The organism is Pseudomonas sp. RA_105y_Pfl2_P56 (genome assembly GCF_963970845.1).
GTDB classification, from domain to species: domain Bacteria; phylum Pseudomonadota; class Gammaproteobacteria; order Pseudomonadales; family Pseudomonadaceae; genus Aquipseudomonas; species Aquipseudomonas baetica_A.
In genome coordinates this window covers 30,433-48,020 of sequence record NZ_CAXAPL010000034.1, presented here as the reverse complement: position 1 = coordinate 48,020, position 17,588 = coordinate 30,433, and the positions used below count along the sequence as shown (strand labels likewise).

The window sequence follows — 17,588 nt, the reverse complement described above, 5'->3', positions numbered from 1 at the left end:
TCAGCCGATTTTCACTGGAGTTTGCACCCATGTCCGTTACGTTTTCCCGCTGGCTGCCCAGCCTGCTTTTGAGCGCTGCGCTGCCACTGCTCGCCCAGGCCGAAACAGCACCTGCGCCAGAAGGCCCCGAATACGGCCCGCAACTGGAAGGCTTCGAATACCCTTACACGCTTAAACACTTCGCCTTCCAGTCCCAAGGTAAATCCCTGCAGATGGGATATATGGACGTCGCCGCCCACGGCAAGGCCAACGGTCGCACCGTGGTGTTGATGCACGGCAAGAATTTTTGCGGCGCCACCTGGGATAGCTCGATCAAGGCTTTGAGCGAGGCGGGTTATCGGGTGGTCGCGCCGGATCAGATCGGTTTCTGCACGTCCAGCAAACCCGACAACTATCAGTACAGTTTCCAGCAACTGGCGACCAACACTCACCAATTGCTCAAAGCGCTGGGCATCCAGAAAGCCACCCTGCTTGGCCATTCCACCGGCGGCATGCTCGCCACCCGTTATGCGCTGCAGTTCCCGGAACAGGTCGATCAACTGGCGCTGGTCAACCCGATTGGCCTGGAAGACTGGAAAGCCCTCGGCGTGCCCTATCGCACTGTAGATCAGTGGTACCAGCGCGAACTGAACGTCAGTGCCCAAGGCATCCGCGAGTACGAACGCAAGACCTATTACGAGGGTCGCTGGAAACCCGAGTTCGACCGTTGGGTGGACATGCTCGCCGGTCTGAACAAAGGCCCGGGCAAAACCCAAGTGGCGTGGAACTCGGCGCTGATCTACGACATGATTTTCACCCAGCCGGTGTACTACGAATTCAAAAACCTGAAGATGCCGACCCTGTTGCTGATCGGCACCAGCGACACCACCGCCATTGGCAAGGACATCGCGCCGCCCGAAGTGAAAGCGAAAATCGGCCACTATGACGTGCTCGGCAAACAGGTGGCCAAGCTGATCCCGCAGTCGACGCTGGTGGAGTTTCCCGGCATGGGCCACGCGCCGCAAATGGAAGAACCCGCGCAGTTTCACAAAGCGCTGTTGAGCTGGCTGGGCAAAAACAATCCCGTTCGTTGATGAGGTAAGGCTGATGGCGGTGCAGATTGCAGTGATCGATGACTGGCAGGACGTAGCCCGAGACGTGGTCGACTGGTCCGCCCTCGATAGCGTCGGTGAGGTGACGTTCGAGCATGAGTATCCGGCGGACAACGCCACGCTGGCCGAACGTCTGGGCAAGTACCAGGTGATTTGCGTGATGCGCGAACGCACCCGGTTCGACGAAGACTTGCTCAAGCGATTGCCCAAGCTCAAGTTGCTGGTCACTGGCGGCCTGCGCAACGCGGCGCTGGACATGCAGGCGGCAGCAAAACTGGGTATCAAGGTTTGTGGCACCGACAGCTATAAACACGCGGCACCGGAACTGACCTGGGCGCTGATCATGGCGGCGACCCGTAACCTGGTGAACGAGGCGAACTCGTTGCGCGCCGGCACCTGGCAAAAAGGGCTGGGTGGCGATCTGCATGGCAAGACCCTGGGCATTCTCGGCCTGGGCAGCATCGGCCTGCGTGTGGCGCAGTTCGGCCAGGTGTTTGGCATGCGGGTCATCGCCTGGAGCGAAAACCTCACCGCCGAGCGCGCCGAACAGGCGGGCGTGACGTATGTCAGCAAGCAGCAACTGTTCGAACAGGCCGATGTGCTGTCGGTGCACCTGGTGCTCAGCGACCGCAGTCGCGGGCTGGTCGATGCGCAAGCGTTGGCGTGGATGAAACCGACAGCACTGTTGGTGAACACCGCACGCGGGCCGATCGTCGACGAGTCAGCGTTGATCAAAGCCTTGCACAAGCGACAGATCGCCGGGGCCGCGCTGGATGTGTTCGAGCAAGAACCGTTACCGGCGTTGCACCCGTTTCGCACGCTGGACAATGTGCTCGCCACGCCCCATGTGGGGTATGTCAGTCGGCAGAACTATGAGCGGTTTTTTTCACAGATGATCGAGGATATTCAGGGCTGGGCGGCAGGAGCGCCCCTTCGATTACTGAATTGAGTCCGAGGGCTGCGTTGCTCCAGCCTGCGTCTTCGCGAGCAAGCCTGCGCCCACAATGATGCGTGTCCGACTGATCACCAGTGGAGCGCTTGCTCGCGAAGGGGCCATGAAAGCCCCTGCTACAAATTGCCCGCACCACAACAGTGCGTCCCGCCTTTCCGCTAGCACACATTCGTGACCGACCAGTCACTGCTTTGGCTCTTCCCCGCAAAAAAACCTGCACTTCGTCGGTGCGTTTACCCTGCCTGATCACGGTTTTCATTAAAGGAAACCGATTGTCGAACAATTTAGCCATTTGTTGTGGCCCGCTCTAGGATCTGGCCTAGACTGGTTTTCGCGGGTCAAAACCTGCCGGTCACACACCCGCAAAATAATCGAAACTTTTGCTGACGGCGGTGGGTCATCTGAAAGGCAGGGGAACGCGGCTGGTTCATTCCTTGCAATGGCCTCTTCACCCATTCTGCTTGCGCGTGTCGGGTAGCGTTTGCTCAGCGATGCGTGGTGCGTTTGCGCCCGGCCACAGGACGTTGGCCATGGACATCGCCTGCTAAAGACAAGAATCAGATCAACAAAACGGGAGTTTCATATGATCAGTGCGGCATTGGATATTCAGGGAGAACGTGCTCAGCAATCGATAGGTGAATCGAGCACCGTCAGCGTTCCCGGCAGCCGATCGATCAACGCCCCCGGCACCAAGACGCTGGCTCCGGTAGCGAGTCAGAATCCCAACAAGAAAAAAGTGTTGTTCGTGACCTCGGAAATCGCCGACCTGGTGAAGACCGGCGGTCTGGGTGACGTTTCCGCCGCCCTGCCCCGCGCCATGGCACATCTGCACGATGTGCGCGTGCTGATCCCCGGCTACCCGCAAGTGATGCACAGCGAAAACCCGATTCACATCATTGGCGAACTGGGTGGCCATGCCGCACTGCCACCGTGCAAGATCGGTCGCATGGACATGCCTGACGGGCTGGTGATCTATGTGTTGATCTGCCCCGAACTTTACGAGCGCGAAGGTTCGCCTTACGGCGCCAACAACGGCCGCGACTGGCCGGACAACCACATTCGCTTCGCCCGCTTGGGTCTGGCCGCTGCGGACATCGCCGCCAACCTCGCGCAAATCCACTGGCGCCCGGATCTGGTGCACGCCCATGACTGGCCGGCCGGACTGGCACCCGCTTATATGCATTGGCGCGGGCAACGCACGCCGACGCTGTTCACCATTCACAACCTTGCCTACCAAGGCGTAACCAGCCTGGGTTCCTGCCCGGAACTGGGCATTCCCAACCATGCCCTGCAACAGGAAGGCATGGAGTTCTACGGCAAGATGTCGTTCCTCAAGGCCGGTATGGCGTATTCGAGCCACATCACCACGGTCAGCGCCACTTACGCGCAGGAAATCACCACCCCGGATTTCGGTTGCGGTCTCGACGGATTTCTTGCCGCCAAGACCCAGCAAGGTTTGCTCAGCGGCATCCCCAACGGCATTGACGAGAGCTGGGATGCGGCCACCGATCCGCACCTGTTTGCACCTTTCGCCATTGGCGATTGGGAAGGCAAAGCGGTCAATGCCGCGCATGTTCGCGAGCTGTTCGGTCTGGACCACTCCGAAGGGCCGCTGTTCGCGGTCGTATCGCGCCTGGTTTACCAGAAAGGTCTGGACCTGACCGAAGCCGTCTCGGAGTTCATCGTGCAGAACGGCGGCCAGATCGCGATCATCGGTCGTGGCGAACCGGAGGAAGAACAAGCCATGCGCGAACTGGCACTGCGCTTTCCCGGCCAGATCGGCGTGCGGATCGGCTTTAACGAAACCGACGCCCGCCGGATGTTTGCCGGCAGTGATTTCCTGCTGATGCCATCACGGTACGAACCGTGCGGCCTGAGCCAGATGTACGCCCAACGCTTCGGCTCGCTGCCGGTGGCGCGCAACACTGGCGGACTGGCCGACACCATCGAGAACGGCGTCACCGGTTTCCTCTTCGACGAATCCACACCAGACAGCTATCGCGAGGCCCTGAGCCGCGCGTTCAAGGTGTTCGCCTTTCCGGAGCTGCTCAACGCCATGCGTTGCCGAGCCATGGCCGCGCCTTTCAACTGGTGCAAAGCGGTTGAACCCTACGCTGAACTGTATGAACAACTGGTCGCCAAGGCGCTGGGTAAAGCCGTCCACAAATAATCAGGGAGTTTCAACAATGCCGTTACGGACCCAAGAAACCTGGCCCCACGGCGCAATCATGCTGGATGCCGAACACACGCAGTTCGCGCTATGGGCGCCGGATGCGTTTTACGTCAGTGTCGAACTCGAAGACGGACGTTCTGTGCCGATGCTGCCTCAGGCCGATGGCTGGTTTGTGATCCAGACCCACTGCCCGGCAGGCAGCCGTTACCGCTACAACATCGATGGCGAACTGGAGGTGCCGGACCCGGCCTCCAGAGCGCAGGATGGCGACCTTGATCGCCAGAGCGTGGTAGTCGACCCCCTCGCCTACCCATGGCAACACAGTACCTGGCACGGCCGGCCCTGGAGCGAGGCGGTGATCTACGAGTTGCACGTCGGTGCGCTCGGGGGTTTCGCTGAAGTCGAGCAACATCTGGAGCGCCTCGCCGCGCTGGGCATCACGGCCATTGAACTGATGCCGCTGGCGCAATTCCCCGGTGCGCGAAACTGGGGGTATGACGGTGTCCTGCCCTACGCGCCGCAAGCCTCCTACGGCACCCCGGAACAACTCAAACATTTGATCGACAGCGCTCACGGCCATGGCTTGGCTGTGATTCTGGATGTGGTTTACAACCACTTTGGCCCTGACGGCAATTACCTGCACCGCTACGCCAAAGGATTCTTTCGCGAAGACAAACACACGCCATGGGGCGCAGCGATCGACTTTCGCCGTTCCGAGGTCCGTGATTTCTTTATCGAAAACGCCTTGATGTGGCTGCTCGAATACCGTTTCGACGGCTTGCGTCTGGACGCGGTACACGCCATAGACAGTCCGGATTTCCTCCCCGAACTGGCCCAGCAGGTACGCCAGCAAATCGACCCGAGTCGCCATGTCTGGCTGACCGTCGAAAACGAGCTGAATCAGTCCAGCCTGCTGGAAGAAAATTACGATGCGCAGTGGAATGACGACGGCCATAACGCCCTGCATGTGCTGCTGACCGGCGAAACCGACGCCTATTATGCCGACTACGCCCAACAACCCACCGAGCAACTGGTGCGTTGTCTGAGCCAGGGTTTCGTGTTCCAGGGGCATATCACTCGCCACGGCGAACCCCGGGGTGAGCCGAGCGAACATTTGCCTTCCACCGCATTCGTGCTGTTTTTGCAGAACCACGACCAGATCGGCAACCGCGCCTTCGGCGAACGCCTGCATCAGCTTGCTGATCCACGCGCGCTGCAAGCGGCAACGGTGTTGCTGCTGTTGTCACCGATGATTCCACTGATGTTCATGGGCGACGAGTTTGCCGCCGAGCAGCCGTTCCTGTTCTTTACCAGCCATCACGACGAACTCGCGCAGTTGGTGCGCGAAGGCCGGCGCAACGAGTTTGCCGCGTTCAGCGCCTTCACCGACCCACACAAGCGCGAGCAAATTCCCGATCCCAACGCCTTGCAAACCTTCCACGCTTCACAGCCACGTTTGACAGGCAACGGTACTGCCAAACAGCAGGAAACCCTCGCGCTGTATCGGCAACTCCTGCAATTGCGCCATCAGCACATCATTCCCCACCTTCCCGGGACGCAAGCGTTGGGCGCGCACCTGCTCGGCCACGGCGCCGTCAGCGCACGCTGGCGCCTGGGCAATGGCAGCGAACTGCGAATTGACCTGAACCTCAGCAATACGGCGGTGGTCAACCCTCCACGAACCGACGCAGTGTGGCTGTTTCAACAGCCCGGTGCCGTCGAGTTATCGGATGAGGGCCTGTTGCCCCCGTATTGCGCGCTCGTCAGCCTCACGGCCGCAACCCCTTTGCAACCTCTGGATGGAGAGCGCCTATGAGCGATGCGCAACTGGAAATTCTTGCAAGCCGCGCCGGCCTTGCCGTCGACTGGATCGACGCCAACGGCCGCCCGCAAAAAGTCGCTCCGGCGGTGTTGCGCAATGTCCTGATCGGGCTCGGCCACCCTGCCAGTACGACGCAGGAAATCGACGCCAGCCTGCTTGAACTGCAACAAGTCCAGCAAGACCGTCACCTGCCCCCGTTGCTGACCAGCGATGTCGGCGCTGGCGTTGATCTGGCGCGCTATTTCGCACCTTTAACGCCTTGTGAGATTCACCTCGAAGACGGTTCGCGACTGAACCTGAAACTGGATGCGCAAGCGATACTGCCCGGGCTGATTCCGGTCGGTTATCAGCAAGTGCACATCGGCGATCAATATTTCACGCTGGCCGTCGCCCCCGAACGCTGCTTCAGCGTCGGCGATGCGGTGGACAACCCGATCCCGCGTGTGTGGGGCCTGAGCGTGCAACTGTATTCGTTGCGCCGCCCAGGTGACGGCGGCTTCGGCGACACGCAAGCCTTGGAAGCACTCGCTCGCGTAGCCGGTGAACGGGGCGCCGAAGCCTTGGCGATCAGCCCGCTGCACGCGATGTTCAGCGCCGACACCGGACGCTACAGTCCTTATTCGCCATCCAGTCGCCTGTTCCTTAACGCCCTGTACGCCGCACCGGGGGCGATTCTCGGCGAGCGCGCCGTGCGTGATGCCATCGACGCCGCGGGTCTGGCAGAGCAATTTACGCAACTGCAAGACCTGAAACTGATCGACTGGCCAGCCGCCGCCGACGCCAAACAGCAATTGCTGCAAGCGCTGTACGAAGGCTTTGTCGCCGGCGAGCACCCCTTGCATCCGGACTTTGCCAGTTTCCGTCATGCCGGTGGCGAAGCGCTGGAAAACCACTGCCGCTTTGAAGCGATCCAGGAAATGCGCGCCGCCCGTGGCGAAAGCCTCGACTGGCGCGAATGGCCCGAGCACTGGCACGACCCGCGTGGCGCTGCCCTGGAAGCCTTTGCCGAGGAATACGCCGAACGCATCGCCTACTTCGCCTTCTGCCAATGGCTGATCCACCGCTCGCTTGAGCGCGCACAAAGCGCCGCCCGCAGCGCCGGTATGGGCATTGGCCTGATCGCTGACCTTGCGGTGGGTGCCGACGGCGCCGGCAGCCAAGCCTGGAGTTTTCAGGATGAACTGCTCGCTTCACTGACCGTGGGTGCGCCGCCCGATATCCTCAATCGCGCAGGACAAGGCTGGGGGATTTCCGCGTTTTCCCCCGAAGGCCTGATCCGCAATGGTTTTCGTGCGTTCATCGAAATGCTGCGCACCAACTTTGCCCACGCTGGCGGCCTGCGCATCGATCATGTCATGGGCCTGCAACGTCTTTGGGTCATCCCCAACGGCGCGGCGCCGGCCGACGGCGCGTACCTGTATTACCCAGTCGACGACCTGCTGCGCCTGCTAACCCTCGAATCCCATCGCCATCAAGCCATCGTGCTCGGTGAAGACCTCGGCACCGTACCGGAGGGGCTTCAGGAAAAACTCATTGCTCGCTCCATTCTGGGCATGCGCGTGCTGCTGTTCGAACAGGACAACACCCGTTTCAAACCGATCCTCGACTGGCCGGACAATGCGCTGGCCACTACCAGCACCCATGACCTGCCGACACTCAATGGCTGGTGGCATGGTCGCGACATCGACTGGAATGCGCGATTGGGTTTTGTCGATGCCAATGGCGAAATCGAATGGCGTCATCACCGTCAACGTGAACGCGAAGGCCTGCGCAGCGCGTTGAGCCAGGACCCGCAGAATTTTCGAGAGGAGTCCCACGAGGCCGACCAAGTGATCGATGCCAGTGTGCGTTTCCTCGGCCATACCCGCGCACCGCTGGTGTTGCTGCCTCTGGAAGATGCGCTGGGCATCAATGAGCAGGCGAACTTGCCCGGCACGATCGATACCCACCCCAACTGGTCGCGGCGCTTGCCGGGCAACAGCGAAACGTTGCTCGATGGCGCAGATGCCGCGCGACGTCTGGAACTCCTGGCGTGTGCACGTCTTCAGGCTGCCGAGCGTGACCAATGAATCAAACGCTCATCCAACCGCTACGCGCCACCCTGCGACTGCAATTTCACAAAGGTTTTACCCTTGAACAAGCGGTGCCCCTGGTGCCGTATTTCGCCCGGCTCGGCATCAGCCATATTTACGCTTCGCCGCTGCTCGCCGCGCGGGCAGGCTCCATGCACGGTTACGACGTGGTCGACCCGACTCAAGTGAACCCGGAACTGGGCGGCGAACCAGCCCTGCGGCACCTGGTCAGCACCTTGCGTGAACACAAGATGGGCTTGATCCTCGACATCGTGTCCAATCACATGGCCGTCGGTGGCAGCGACAACCCGTGGTGGCTCGACCTGCTGGAATGGGGGCGATTGAGTCCCTATGGGGAATTTTTCGACATTCAATGGCACTCGCCTGACCCGCTGATGGAAGGCCAGTTGCTGCTGCCGTTTCTGGGCAGTGATTACGGCGTCGCGTTGCAGGAAGGCACCCTGAAGCTGCATTTCAACGCACAAACCGGCAGCTTCCACGTCGAGCATTACGACCATCACTTCCCGATCTGCCCGAATGATTACGGCGAGCTGCTCAAGCCTGATGAAACACTGAAAACCCTCGCGGATCGTTTCAGTGCCCTCAGCTATCAAACCGACGCCCATTCGCTGGCGGCTCCACTCAAGGAAGAGTTGCAACAGCGAGCGAGTGATCCGCGGACACTGGCAGCGATCCACAGCCATCTGGCGCATTACGACTCCACCACCGAAGAAGGCTTTCACAAGCTGCATGAGTTGCTGGAGCGCCAGAGTTATCGCCTGGCCAGTTGGCGCACCGCCGCGGATGACATCAACTGGCGGCGTTTTTTCGACATCAACGAGCTCGGTGGTTTGCGTGTCGAACGGCCGGCCGTGTTCGAGGCCACCCACGGCAAAATCTTCCAGTTGGTCGCCGAGGGGTTGGTCGACGGCTTGCGCATCGACCACATCGACGGCCTCGCCGACCCACGCGGTTATTGCCGCAAGCTGCGCCGACGTCTGGATCGGTTGGCGCCGGGAAGGCATTTGCCAATCTACGTCGAGAAAATCCTGGGCGCCGGCGAAACCCTGCGCCGCGACTGGGCAGTGGACGGCACCACCGGTTATGAGTTCATGAATCAGTTGTCCCTGCTGCAACACGATCCGGATGGCGAACACGTGCTCGGTGAGCTGTGGCAGCGGCGCACCGAACGCCCGGCTGCGTTTATCGAAGAGGCGCAGCTTGCCCGTCAGCAGATCCTCAACGGTTCGCTGGCCAGCGATTGCGAAAGCGTCGCTCAGGCGTTGCTGCAAGTGGCCCGCGATGACCTGATGACCCGCGACTTGACCCTCGGCGCAATCCGCCGGGTCTTGCAGGCGTTGATCGTGCATTTCCCGGTGTATCGCACCTACATCAGCGCGATGGGTCGTTCGGCGCAAGACGATGAAATTTTCCAGCATGCCATGGACGGTGCCCGGCAGACGCTGGGCGAAGGCGACTGGCCGGTGCTCGACTGCGTGGCGGCCTGGCTCGGTGGCACGCCGTGGCGACGCAAGCCCCGCGGGCGCTCGCGCAAAATCCTAAAGCATGCCTGCGTACGCTTTCAGCAACTGACGTCACCGGCGGCCGCCAAAGCCGTGGAAGACACTGCGCTGTACCGCTCAGCCGTGCTGCTGTCGCGCAATGATGTGGGCTACAACACCGAACAGTTCAGCGCACCGGTCAGTGATTTCCATGCGATCAATCAGCAACGCCTGACCGAGTTTCCCGACAACCTGCTGGCCACCGCCACCCACGATCACAAACGCGGCGAAGACACCCGCGCACGCCTCGCGGTGCTGAGCGAGCGCAGCCACTGGTACGCCGAACAGATCGAGTTGTGGCGCGCCCTCGCCCGCCCGGTGCGCCTTGATGATCAAATGCCGTCGACCGGCGACGAACTGATCCTCTACCAGGCGCTGATCGGTAGCTGGCCGCTGGATTTACAGGATGACGATCAGGCCGGTTTCGCCGACTACGCCAAACGCATCTGGCAGTGGCAACAGAAAGCCCTGCGCGAGGCCAAGCTGCAAAGCAGTTGGAGCGCGCCCAACGAAGCCTATGAAAACGCCACGCAGGCGTTCACCGAAAAACTGCTGACCGGCGATGAAGGTGAGTTGCTGCGCGCTGCACTGAGCAAGACCGTCAACAGCATCGCTGCTGCTGCCGGCGCGCTCAACGGCTTGGCGCAAACCTTGCTGCACATGACGGTACCGGGGGTGCCGGATCTGTATCAAGGCAACGAGTTCTGGGACTTCAGCCTGGTTGATCCGGACAACCGCCGGCCGGTGGATTACGCCGCTCGCGAGCAGGCCTTGCCGGCACCCGCGCCGACCTCGGCGCTGCTGACCGATTGGCGTGACGGGCGTATCAAGCAAGCCTTGATCGCTCAAGTGCTGAACCTGCGCGCTGAACACGCGGAGCTGTTTCGGCGTGGCGCGTACCAGGCCCTTGAGGTACTGGGCAGCCAGGCGCACAACGTACTCGCGTTTGCCCGCGATCACGATGGCCTGCAGGCCATCGTGATCGTGCCGATCCGTTGCGCAACACTGCTGGAAAACAGTGCTGTACCTCAGGTCGATGCGCTGCGCTGGGGCGACACTCGGGTGGTTTTACCGTTCGCCGCCTCTGACGCAAACCTGAAGGGACTTTTTTCAAGCAGCGCAGTCACAAAAAACAGGGAGCTGAATGTCAGCGACGCGCTGGGGGATGTCCCGGTGAATCTCTTTATCCAACACTTAACGTAAGCACGAGTTCAGTTCAGGAGCATTACGATGAGCACCGACGATAAACGCATCCGCGAATTCGCCTATCAGATCTGGGAATCCGAAGGTAAACCCGAAGGTCATGAAGCGCGTCACTGGGAGATGGCGCGTAAATTGGCCGAGGCTGAAGCGCTGGCACCGAAGAAATCGCCGAAGGCTGCCGGCAGCAAGACTGCTGCCGAGACCGCCGAGGTGAAAGCGCCGGCAGCCAAGCCCAAAGCCCCGGCCAAAGCCAAGCCAGCGAGCGCCGCAAAAGTCGTCCCGCCGGGCGAAAAAACCGCCGAGAAAAAGCCGCGCGCACCACGCAAGCCTCCGGCGAACTGACACTCTCGCGATTATTGAACTCAATGATCCTGCGGCGGGCTTGCTCGCCACAGAGGGGGCGCTCGCCCTCAAGAAACATGCACAACCCCGCGTGTCAGCCCAGAATTCATCCGTTTTGCAGGAGCAATCATGACCCATCCAAAGAAAGCCGAGCCCACACAGCACGCCGAACCCTCGAGAATCCGCGAAGGCCTGCCCTTCCCGCTCGGCGCGACCTGGGATGGTTTGGGGGTGAACTTTGCCCTGTTCTCCGCCAACGCCACCAAAGTTGAACTGTGCATTTTCGATGATGCCGGTGAAGTCGAGCTCGAACGCATCGAACTGCCGGAATACACCGACGAGATCTACCACGGCTACCTGCCCGACGCACATCCGGGGCTGATCTACGGCTACCGTGTCTACGGCGCGTATGACCCGGCCAACGGCCACCGCTTCAACCACAACAAGTTGCTCATCGACCCGTACGCCAAACAGCTGGTCGGTGAACTCAAGTGGTCGGAGGCGCTATTTGGCTACACCATCGGCCACCCCGACGCCGACCTCAGCTTCGACGAACGCGACAGCGCCCCCTTCGTGCCCAAGTGCAAAGTCATCGACCCGGCGCACACCTGGGGCAACGACCAGCGCGTCAGCGTGCCGTGGGACAAGACCATTATTTATGAGACCCACGTGCGCGGCATCAGCATGCGGCACCCCTCGGTTGCGGAAAACGTACGCGGCACTTTCGCCGGGCTGATGAACGACGATGTGCTCAAGCACATTCGCAGTGTCGGGGTTTCGAGCGTTGAGCTTTTGCCAATCCACGCGTTCGTCAATGACCAGCACCTGCTGCACAAGGGCATGACCAATTACTGGGGCTACAACAGCATCGCGTTTTTCGCCCCCGACCCGCGCTATCTGGCCAGCGGCAAGATCGCCGAATTCAAGGAGATGGTCGCGCACCTGCACGAAGCCAACCTCGAAGTGATCCTTGACGTGGTCTACAACCACACCGCCGAGGGCAACGAACAAGGCCCGACCCTGTCGATGCGCGGCATCGACAACGCCTCCTACTACCGCTTGATGCCGGATGACAAACGCTTCTACATCAACGATTCCGGCACCGGCAACACGCTGGATCTGAGCCACCCGTGCGTGCTGCAAATGGTCACCGACTCGCTGCGCTACTGGGCCAGCGAAATGCATGTCGACGGTTTCCGCTTCGATCTGGCGACCATTCTGGGCCGCTACCACGACGGGTTCGACGAGCGTCACAGCTTCCTTGTTGCCTGCCGCCAGGATCCGGTGCTGCGTCAGGTAAAAATGATCGCCGAGCCCTGGGACTGTGGCCCCGGAGGCTATCAGGTCGGCAACTTCCCGCCGGGGTGGGTGGAGTGGAACGACAAGTTCCGCGACACCGTGCGTGCGTTCTGGAAAGGTGACGACGGCCAGGTGGCCGACTTTGCCAGCCGCATGACCGCTTCGGGCGAGATGTTCAACCAGCGCGGACGACGGCCGTATTCGTCGGTGAACTTCATCACCGCTCACGACGGTTTCACCCTCAACGATCTGGTGTCGTACAACGACAAACACAACGAAGCCAACGACGAGAATAATCAGGACGGCAGCAACAATAATCTGTCGTGGAACCACGGCGTCGAAGGCCCGACTGACGACCCTGACATCAACGCCCTGCGCCACCGGCAGATGCGCAACTTCTTCGCCACCCTGCTGCTGGCCCAAGGCACGCCGATGATCGTTGCCGGTGACGAATTCGCCCGAACCCAGGACGGCAATAACAACGCCTATTGCCAGGACAGCGAGATCGGCTGGGTCAACTGGGACCTGAGCGAAGACGGCCAGGCGTTGCTCAAATTCGTCAAACGTCTGATCAAGCTGCGTCTGGCGTATCCGATCCTGCGCCGTGGACGTTTTCTGGTCGGCGAGTACAACGAGGACATCGGCGTCAAAGACGTGACCTGGCTCGCGCCGGACGCCACCGAGATGACCACCGAGCATTGGCACGACGCGCACAACCGCTGCCTGGGCATGCTGCTCGATGGCCGCGCACAGGAAACCGGCATCCGTCGCAAAGGTGCTGATGCGACGCTGCTATTGGTGGTCAACGCGCACCACGACATCGTCAACTTCACCTTGCCGGAGGTTCCTGAGGGCAGTTTCTGGACGTGCATGGTTGATACCAATCAACCGTCGATTCGTGGCCAGGAACGCTTCGAGTTCGGTCATGAATACTCGGTCACTGGCCGTTCACTGCTGCTGTTTGAATTGCAACGCGAAGAAGAAGACTGACATGGACTTGCAAAGCTATCTCGCTCGCCGTCCGCCGGACTACGCAGACACAGCCTCGCTCGGCCTGTGCCTGCGGGCGATGGTCGAGGCCGGGCTGGACCGATTGCCGTTACCCGGCAGCGGCAGCACGCTGGAGCGATTTCAGCGTCTGGCCGATGTTGGTGGGCATGATCTGGGTTTGTGCAAACTTTACGAGGGCCACACCGACGCGTTAGCGATCATCGAGCAACTGGCAGGCGCGCCAACGCCCGGCAGCACGTGGGGCATGTGGGCGGCAGAACCGCCGCAAGCGCGGGTGCAGGTGCGACCCGCCGGGCATATGGTGGAACTGAACGGCCGCAAGGCCTGGTGTTCCGGCGCCGCGGTACTCAGCCATGCGCTGCTCACCGCGTGGGACGCTGATGATCAGCAGCAACTGGTTGCCGTGGCCCTCGATCAACCCGGCGTGACCATCACCGATCAAGGCTGGCAGGCGGTGGGCATGGGCGCCACGGGCAGTGTCGAGGTGCTGTTCGACGGCGCCGAAGCTCAAGCCATCGGCAATCCCGGCGATTACCTGCAACGGCCAGGTTTCTGGCAAGGCGGGATCGGCATTGCTGCCTGCTGGTACGGCGCCGCGCGGCAGATTGCCGAACGCCTGCGCCAGCCATGTGCGCAACGGCAGGAGCCGCATGCCCTCGCCCATCTGGGCGCGGTCGATAGCGCCTTGCAGGCAGCCGCCGATGTCTTGCGTTTCAGCGCCCTGCAGATCGACGCGCATCCGCAAGCCGATACTCAGTTGCTGGCCCGGCGTGCCCGGGCCGTGGTTGAACAGTCTGTCGAACAGGTGATCCGCGAAGTCGGCCGCGCCTTGGGGGCCGGGCCATATTGCAAGGATCGGCACTTCGCCCGGTTGATCGCCGATTTGCCGGTGTTCCTGCGCCAAAGCCACGCCGAACGGGACCTCGCCGCCCTCGGCCAAATGATTGCCGCGCAACCTGACGGAGCATGGGCGCTATGAAAACCAATCCCATCGTCGGCCAAGGCACGTCCTTGCAGCAATGGCAGAGTTCACAGCATCTGGCGGACATGCAAAGCATCAATATCCTCAGTCTGGTGCCTCCGGGTGCTCGCGCGGTGATTGTCGCGCCGCACCCGGACGATGAAGTGCTGGGCTGCGGCGGCCTGCTGCAAGTGCTCGCCGCTGCCGGCCGCTCGTTACAACTGATCTCGGTCACCGACGGCAGCGCCAGCCACCCCGGTTCCACGCGCTGGCCGGTGGAGCGCCTGAGCGTGATCCGGCCACAGGAGTCCGCTGAAGCGCTGCGGCGCCTCGGTCTGCCGATGCATCGTTTGAAATGGCTGCGCGGCGGTTTCAGCGACACGCAGGTGGCGGCGCGAGAATCCGAGCTGAGCGCGTTTATCGAACACCATCTGCGCCCCGATGACGTCATTTTTACCACGTGGATCGAGGACGGTCATTGCGACCACGAAGCCGTCGGCCGCGCCAGCGCTGAAGCGGCGCGCAGAGTCGGCGCGACGTGCCACGAACTGCCCGTATGGACGTGGCACTGGGCAACGCCCGAAGACGCGCTGGTGCCCTGGCAGCGGGCGCGCAAGATTCTCCTGTCACCGGTTCAAATCGCCCGCAAACGCCACGCCGTCCATGCCTTTGCCAGCCAATTGGAGGGTGATCCCGAGGCAGGGCTCGCGCCGGTACTGGCGCCCTATGTGCTTGACCGCTTACTGCAACCTTTCGAGGTGGTATTCCTATGAGCGTTGAAGATCGTTATTTCGAAGGCTTGTTCGCCGGCAACGACGACCCGTGGGCATTTCGTCAGCGCTGGTACGAACAGCGCAAACGGGCGATCACCCTCGCCGCACTGCCTCGTGCGCACTATCGGGCGATCTTCGAACCGGGCTGTGCGAACGGCGAACTGAGCGCCGAACTGGCGGCGCGCTGTGATCGACTGTTGTGTTGCGACACCGCCAGCGCGGCAGTGACACTGGCGCGAACCCGTTTAAGTCTTTTTGACCACGCCCAAGTGCGTCAAAACCGTCTGCCCGGTGACTGGCCGGAAGAAAAATTCGACCTGATTGTATTTAGCGAAATCGGCTACTACCTCGACGGCAAGGATCTGACAGAAGTGATTCGCCGGATCAGTGATTCCCTGACCGCCGACGGCCAACTCCTCGCCTGTCACTGGCGCCCGCCCATCGACGGCTGTCCGCTAAACGCCCGACAGGTTCACGACCTGATCCATGAGCAGTTGAATCTGCCACGCGTGGCACTGCATCAGGAGGCTGATTTCATTCTTGAAGTATGGAGCCGCGAGCCGCGCTCGGTGGCGGCGTTGGAGGGTTTGCGATGATTGGCATTTTGATCCCGGCGCACAACGAAGAAGACCTGCTCGACGAATGCCTGAGCGCGGCCATGCGCGCCAGCCGGCACGGTTTGCTCGCCGGTGAGCGGGTCGAAGTGTTGGTGGTGCTCGACAGTTGTACCGACCGCTCGGCGCAGATTGTCAGCGGTTATCCGGTGCTGAGCCTGAATATCGACGCACGCAATGTCGGTCAGGCCCGCGCCGTCGGCGCTCAGGTGCTGCTGGAGCGCGGGGCACGCTGGATCTCCTGCTCCGACGCCGACAGTCGCGTCGCCGACGACTGGCTGGTGGCGCAAATCGGGCTGGGCGCGGATGCGGTGTGTGGCACGGTCACCGTCGAGCACTGGCATGAATCATTCGATGAAGCGGCGCAAATTCGCTATCACCGGCACTATCGGGCCAGTGAGGGCCATCGGCATATTCATGGCGCCAATCTGGGCGTCAGCGCCGATGCCTATCGGTGGGCCGGAGGCTTTAAACCGCTGGCGTGCGACGAAGATGTGCACCTGGTGCGGGATCTGGAACTGACCGGTGCGAACATCGCCTGGAGCCATCGTCCGCAAGTCCACACCAGCGCTCGTTTCGACAGCCGGGCCCGGGGTGGATTTGGCGACTACTTGCGAAACCTGGCACAGATGTAATAAAAAAAACCGTATCAGATTGATCTGTGGCGCGACGAACGTCACTTCATGAGCAATACTGTGCTGCGCGGCAATCCAGGGTTCGGAGCGTCGTATGGCAATCAACCAGCCTTCACGGGTCGGCCGCGTCACAGGTTTATGGCTGTGGGCACGATTGAGGGCGAAACAACACAAGGACGTCGCACCCATGAAACCGTTATCGCTCATCGAAAACAGCCCGTCGGCGCAAATCTGGAACAGCGCCCCGCAACTGCACAACATTCCCGTCATCAACACCCGCAGCCTGGTGCCACCCGGTGCCCGCGCCGTGGTGATCGCCCCTCATCCCGGCGATGAGGTGGTGACGTGCGGTGGCCTGCTGCAATTACTCTCAAGCCTCGGTCATCCGCTGCAACTGCTCTCGATCACCGACGGCAGCGCCAGCCATCCCGGTTCACGACAATGGTCGGAAAAACGCCTGAGCGTGTTCCGCCCGCAGGAAAGCGTCGAAGCCCTGCGCCGCCTCGGCTTACCCATGCACAGCCTGAAATGGGTACGCGGCGGTTTCACCGACAACGCACTGAGCGATCAGCACAGCCAATTGGCCGGGTTCATCGGCCGTTACCTGCGCCCCGGCGACGTGGTATTCAGCACCTGGCGCGGCGATGGCAACGACGATCATGAGGCGGTCGGACGTGCTGCCGCCGAAGCCGCCGAACTGGCCGGGGCGACCTTCCACGATGTGCCGGTCTGGGCGTGGCACTGGCCTGAGCGCGATCAAAAACTGATCCCCTGGGATCGCGCACGCAAACTGCGCCTCGACACCTGGACCGTGGCGCGCAAAAGCCACGCCACCCACGCCTACGCCAGCCAGCTCAAGGGCGAACCGGCGATTGGCATCGCGCCGATGCTGCCGCCGGTGATTCTGGAACGGATGCGTTTGCCCTATGAAATCGTTTTCGTCTGAAGGCCACAGGTAGCACCTTCGCCAACATCTTTCGTGGGCGGGCTTGCCAGCGATCGCGGTGGGTCAGCCAATCAGATGCTGAGTTGCGTACCCTCATCGCTGGCAAGCCCGCTCCCCTAGGGGCTAACCCGT

General features: G+C 61.5%; 13 protein-coding genes. All 13 read left to right on the top strand.

What is annotated here, in order from left to right:
• The first annotated feature begins 29 nt into the window (after positions 1–29).
• The 13 genes from AACY11_RS21070 (at position 30) to AACY11_RS21010 (ending at position 17,456) form a co-directional block, all read left to right on the top strand.
• A complete protein-coding gene (locus AACY11_RS21070; protein ID WP_339495653.1) occupies positions 30–1,073 on the top strand; it encodes an alpha/beta fold hydrolase in 1,044 nt (347 codons plus the stop codon).
• 13 nt (positions 1,074–1,086) lie between these two features.
• Entirely contained in the window at positions 1,087–2,040 is a 954-nt protein-coding gene (locus AACY11_RS21065; protein ID WP_339495652.1) for a D-2-hydroxyacid dehydrogenase family protein, read from the top strand.
• Between the two features lie 586 nt (positions 2,041–2,626).
• Positions 2,627–4,213, top strand: a complete 1,587-nt coding sequence (glgA, locus tag AACY11_RS21060; RefSeq protein WP_339495651.1) for a glycogen synthase GlgA — start codon at positions 2,627–2,629, stop codon at positions 4,211–4,213.
• Positions 4,214–4,229: 16 nt separating this feature from the next.
• Complete coding sequence (gene treZ / locus AACY11_RS21055; RefSeq protein ID WP_339495650.1) at positions 4,230–6,032, top strand: malto-oligosyltrehalose trehalohydrolase; 1,803 nt, start codon at positions 4,230–4,232, stop codon at positions 6,030–6,032.
• Positions 6,029–8,107 carry a 4-alpha-glucanotransferase gene (malQ, locus tag AACY11_RS21050; RefSeq protein ID WP_339495649.1) on the top strand — a complete coding sequence of 693 codons (2,079 nt, stop codon included), beginning with the start codon at positions 6,029–6,031 and terminating at the stop codon, positions 8,105–8,107. Before treZ ends, malQ begins: the two co-directional genes overlap by 4 nt.
• Positions 8,104–10,875: a malto-oligosyltrehalose synthase gene (locus AACY11_RS21045; RefSeq protein WP_339495648.1), complete on the top strand. Its 2,772-nt coding sequence runs from the start codon at positions 8,104–8,106 to the stop codon at positions 10,873–10,875. The genes malQ and AACY11_RS21045 overlap by 4 nt, the downstream gene beginning before the upstream one ends.
• 27 nt (positions 10,876–10,902) lie before the next feature.
• Positions 10,903–11,217, top strand: coding sequence for a DUF2934 domain-containing protein (locus tag AACY11_RS21040; protein WP_339495647.1), 315 nt, complete (start codon positions 10,903–10,905; stop codon positions 11,215–11,217).
• 129 nt (positions 11,218–11,346) lie between these two features.
• Positions 11,347–13,506, top strand: a complete 2,160-nt coding sequence (gene glgX / locus AACY11_RS21035) for a glycogen debranching protein GlgX (RefSeq protein ID WP_339495646.1) — start codon at positions 11,347–11,349, stop codon at positions 13,504–13,506.
• 1 nt (position 13,507) lies between these two features.
• Positions 13,508–14,506: an acyl-CoA dehydrogenase gene (locus AACY11_RS21030; protein ID WP_339465791.1), complete on the top strand. Its 999-nt coding sequence runs from the start codon at positions 13,508–13,510 to the stop codon at positions 14,504–14,506.
• Positions 14,503–15,261, top strand: a complete 759-nt coding sequence (locus AACY11_RS21025; RefSeq protein WP_339465793.1) for a PIG-L deacetylase family protein — start codon at positions 14,503–14,505, stop codon at positions 15,259–15,261. The genes AACY11_RS21030 and AACY11_RS21025 overlap by 4 nt, the downstream gene beginning before the upstream one ends.
• Complete coding sequence (locus AACY11_RS21020) at positions 15,258–15,857, top strand: SAM-dependent methyltransferase (RefSeq protein ID WP_339495645.1); 600 nt, start codon at positions 15,258–15,260, stop codon at positions 15,855–15,857. The genes AACY11_RS21025 and AACY11_RS21020 overlap by 4 nt, the downstream gene beginning before the upstream one ends.
• Positions 15,854–16,510 (top strand): glycosyltransferase, encoded by a 657-nt coding sequence (locus tag AACY11_RS21015; protein WP_339495644.1) that lies wholly within the window; start codon positions 15,854–15,856, stop codon positions 16,508–16,510. The genes AACY11_RS21020 and AACY11_RS21015 overlap by 4 nt, the downstream gene beginning before the upstream one ends.
• A 187-nt stretch (positions 16,511–16,697) precedes the next feature.
• The gene (locus AACY11_RS21010; RefSeq protein ID WP_339465796.1) at positions 16,698–17,456 is read left to right on the top strand and encodes a PIG-L deacetylase family protein; all 759 of its coding nucleotides are present in this window, start codon (positions 16,698–16,700) and stop codon (positions 17,454–17,456) included.
• Positions 17,457–17,588: the final 132 nt, after the last annotated feature.

What these genes read in the sequence shown, in the direction of transcription:
- AACY11_RS21045 (WP_339495648.1), top strand. Translation starts at nt 8,104, where the DNA reads ATGAATCAAACGCTCATCCAACCGCTACGCGCCACCCTGCGACTGCAA.
- AACY11_RS21010 (WP_339465796.1), top strand. Translation starts at nt 16,698, where the DNA reads ATGAAACCGTTATCGCTCATCGAAAACAGCCCGTCGGCGCAAATCTGG.
- AACY11_RS21040 (WP_339495647.1), top strand. Translation starts at nt 10,903, where the DNA reads ATGAGCACCGACGATAAACGCATCCGCGAATTCGCCTATCAGATCTGG.
- AACY11_RS21015 (WP_339495644.1), top strand. Translation starts at nt 15,854, where the DNA reads ATGATTGGCATTTTGATCCCGGCGCACAACGAAGAAGACCTGCTCGAC.
- AACY11_RS21025 (WP_339465793.1), top strand. Translation starts at nt 14,503, where the DNA reads ATGAAAACCAATCCCATCGTCGGCCAAGGCACGTCCTTGCAGCAATGG.
- AACY11_RS21070 (WP_339495653.1), top strand. Translation starts at nt 30, where the DNA reads ATGTCCGTTACGTTTTCCCGCTGGCTGCCCAGCCTGCTTTTGAGCGCT.
- treZ (WP_339495650.1), top strand. Translation starts at nt 4,230, where the DNA reads ATGCCGTTACGGACCCAAGAAACCTGGCCCCACGGCGCAATCATGCTG.
- AACY11_RS21030 (WP_339465791.1), top strand. Translation starts at nt 13,508, where the DNA reads ATGGACTTGCAAAGCTATCTCGCTCGCCGTCCGCCGGACTACGCAGAC.
- AACY11_RS21020 (WP_339495645.1), top strand. Translation starts at nt 15,258, where the DNA reads ATGAGCGTTGAAGATCGTTATTTCGAAGGCTTGTTCGCCGGCAACGAC.
- glgA (WP_339495651.1), top strand. Translation starts at nt 2,627, where the DNA reads ATGATCAGTGCGGCATTGGATATTCAGGGAGAACGTGCTCAGCAATCG.
- malQ (WP_339495649.1), top strand. Translation starts at nt 6,029, where the DNA reads ATGAGCGATGCGCAACTGGAAATTCTTGCAAGCCGCGCCGGCCTTGCC.
- glgX (WP_339495646.1), top strand. Translation starts at nt 11,347, where the DNA reads ATGACCCATCCAAAGAAAGCCGAGCCCACACAGCACGCCGAACCCTCG.
- AACY11_RS21065 (WP_339495652.1), top strand. Translation starts at nt 1,087, where the DNA reads ATGGCGGTGCAGATTGCAGTGATCGATGACTGGCAGGACGTAGCCCGA.